This window comes from Luteococcus sp. (assembly GCF_043424415.1).
Classification (GTDB): domain Bacteria; phylum Actinomycetota; class Actinomycetes; order Propionibacteriales; family Propionibacteriaceae; genus Luteococcus.
Genome location: NZ_JBHWOO010000251.1, coordinates 1 through 2,823 on the forward strand (window position 1 = coordinate 1; position 2,823 = coordinate 2,823).

Sequence of the window (2,823 nt, forward strand, 5' to 3'; positions counted from 1 at the left end):
GTTGTTCGGGGGCTGGGCCGCACACCTGGCGCCGAGGGTGGCAGGGTCAGCGGGAGACCCGACCCAGGAAGGCCTTGGTGCGTTCCTCGCGCGGGTTGTCGATGAGCTCGGCGGCCGGCCCCTCCTCGACCACGACACCGCCGTCCATGAACACGACCCGGTCGGCCACCTCGCGGGCAAATCCCATCTCGTGGGTGACCACGACCATGGTCATGCCCTTGCTGGCAAGGTCCTTCATCACCGACAGCACCTCGCCGACCAGCTCGGGGTCCAGTGCGCTGGTGGGTTCGTCGAAGAGCATCAGGTCGGGATCCATGGCCAGTGCGCGCGCGATGGCCACGCGCTGCTGCTGGCCGCCCGACAGGTGGCTGGGGAAGGCATTGGCGCGGTCGCCCAGTCCCACCTGGTCCAGCAGGTCGCGGCCCCGACGTTCGGCCTCGGCCCTGTTGGCCCCCTTGACCACGATCGGCGCCTCGGTGATGTTCTCCAGGGCGGTCTTGTGCGGGAACAGGTTGAAGCGCTGGAAGACCATGCCGACGGTGGAGCGCTGACGGGCGATGTCCTTGTCGGTGCGCTGGTAGAGCCGGTCGCCGCGACGCTCCACGCCGATCTGCTCGCCGTCGACCCAGATCTCGCCGGCGGTGATGGTCTCCATCTGGTTGATCAGGCGCAGGAGGGTGGTCTTGCCCGAGCCCGACGGCCCCAGCAGGCAGACGACCTCACCACGGCGCACCTCGAGGTTGATGCCCTTGAGCACCTCGAGCGGGCCGAAGGACTTGCGCACGTCGAGGGCGCGCACCTGGACGTCACTGGCCGGGACGTCACTGGACGGGTCGGCGCTGCTCATCAGTGGTCTCCTCCGGTGTAGGACAGCGGGGCATGGCCGCGTCCGAAGCGCTTCTCCAGCCAGCTCTGGCCAATCATCATGATGCTGGTGGTGATCAGGTAGTACAGGCAGGCCGCCATGTAGACGGGGATCATCTTGTAGTAGTTGGTGCCGATGCTGCGCAGCTGGTACAGCATCTCGGTGGACAGCGGCAGGGCGATCAGCAGCGAGGTGTCCTTGAACATGGCGATCGTCTCGTTGCCCATCGGCGGGATGATCACGCGCATCGCCTGCGGCAGGATGATCCGCTTCATGGCCTGCTGGCGCGTCATGCCCAGCGCGGTGGCGGCCTCCATCTGGCCCTTGTCGACACTGATGATGCCCGAGCGGGCGATCTCGCTGAAGTAGGCGGCCTCCGACAGGCCCAGACCCAGCATGGCGCCGAGGAAGCCGGTGAACAGCTGGTTGGCGTCCAGGGTGGCGATCCGCAGGGTCCCGTCCAGCCCCATCAGGTTCATCAGCTCGCGGTCATAGGGGATGCCGATTCCCACGCCATTGGGGAAGAAGGCGCCGGCCGCGCCGAGGATCGACAGCAGCACGTAGCGGGGGATGGAGCGGAAGAACCAGGCATAGGCGAAGGCGACGCCGCTGAGCAGCGTGTTGTCGCTCATCCGCATCATCGCCAGGATGATGCCGCCCACCACGCCGACCACCATGGAGCCGAGGGTGACCATGATGACGCCGAGCCAGAAGCCCTTGGCCACCGGCACCTGGCGCATGGCGTCGAGGGTGAAGAGCCAGTCGAAGGCGGGATTGGTGGCCAGCTGGTGCACCATCATCAGCAGGATGGCGGCCACCAGGATGGCGCTCAGGGTGCGCCAGGGATGGCGGACCGGAACCACCTGGACCGGTTCGGTGGGATTGGACTGGTGGGTACCTGACACGGATGTGCTCACTTGCCGTTCACCTCGAAGGTCTCGACTGCGCCATCGGTCTGGTTCCACTTGGCGAGGATCTGCTCGTAGTGGCCCGACTCCTTGAGGTCGGTATAGGCGGCCTGCACGGCTTTGGCCAGCTCGGGCTGGTCCTTGCGGCTGACCACGCCATAGGGGGCGGTGTCATAGCTTTCGCCGAGCTCCTCGAGCTTTCCATTGCTCATCTTGATCGCGTACAGCGCGATGGGGGAGTCGGCGGCCATCATGTCGGCCCGGCCGCTCATCATGGCGGTATTGGCCTCCCCCTGGTCGGAGAAGCTGAGCAGCTTGATGGGATTGCCCTTGCACTTGGCCTGGGCCTGCTTCATCTCCATCTCCTGCACCACGCCGACCTGGACGGCGACCGAGTGTCCGCACGGGGGCTCGCCGGCCTTGACCTGCTTCGGGTTGCCCTGCTGCACCACCCACAGCGATCCGGCCGAGAGGTAGCTGACCATGTCGACGGTCCTTGTGCGCTCGGGCGTGACCGTGAAGGCGGAGACGCCGGCGTCGTACTTCTTGGCCTGGATGCCGATCAGGATCTGGTCGAAGGGGCTCTGCTTCCACTCCACCTCGACGCCCATCCGCTGGGCGGCGGCATTGAACAGGTCGATGTCCATGCCGCTGATCGTGCCGCCCTCCAGGAATTCGACGGGCTTGTAGTTGGGGCTGGTGCCCACGACGATCTTCTTGCTCTGCTGGATGCTGGCCGGGAGCTGCGCGAAGAGCTCCTGGCTTGCCTGGACCGGAGGCAGCTCGGACCCGGCCGAGCTGGTCGGGAGGCCCGATCCGCTCAGGTTGGTGGCGCACCCACTGGCGAGCAGTGCGGTGCAGACGGCTGCTGCGAGGGCAGCAGACCTTGGCGGATGCTTCATGCGCAAAATCCTCCCGGACACTGATGGACGCACCATCCTCTCACCGAAATATCTTCGGTTTCCACTCAGCCCACCATGCGTCATCCCGAAGGGCGAGAAAGTGCCCACCCTGCAGGACGCAGCAGTGCCCGCCACGGATCCGTGGCGG

3 protein-coding genes are annotated in these 2,823 nt (G+C 66.3%); all 3 read right to left on the reverse strand.

From position 1 onward, the window contains the following. Positions 1–46 precede the first annotated feature (46 nt). The 3 genes from ACHFFZ_RS14545 to ACHFFZ_RS14555 are packed head-to-tail and all read right to left on the reverse strand — an operon-like array spanning position 47 to position 2,675. Positions 47–847, reverse strand: a complete 801-nt coding sequence (locus ACHFFZ_RS14545; RefSeq protein ID WP_394277318.1) for an amino acid ABC transporter ATP-binding protein — start codon at positions 845–847, stop codon at positions 47–49. After that, a complete protein-coding gene (locus ACHFFZ_RS14550) occupies positions 847–1,782 on the reverse strand; it encodes an amino acid ABC transporter permease (protein WP_394277319.1) in 936 nt (311 codons plus the stop codon). The genes ACHFFZ_RS14545 and ACHFFZ_RS14550 overlap by 1 nt, the downstream gene beginning before the upstream one ends. Beyond that, positions 1,779–2,675 carry an ABC transporter substrate-binding protein gene (locus ACHFFZ_RS14555; protein ID WP_394277320.1) on the reverse strand — a complete coding sequence of 299 codons (897 nt, stop codon included), beginning with the start codon at positions 2,673–2,675 and terminating at the stop codon, positions 1,779–1,781. The genes ACHFFZ_RS14550 and ACHFFZ_RS14555 overlap by 4 nt, the downstream gene beginning before the upstream one ends. Positions 2,676–2,823: the final 148 nt, after the last annotated feature.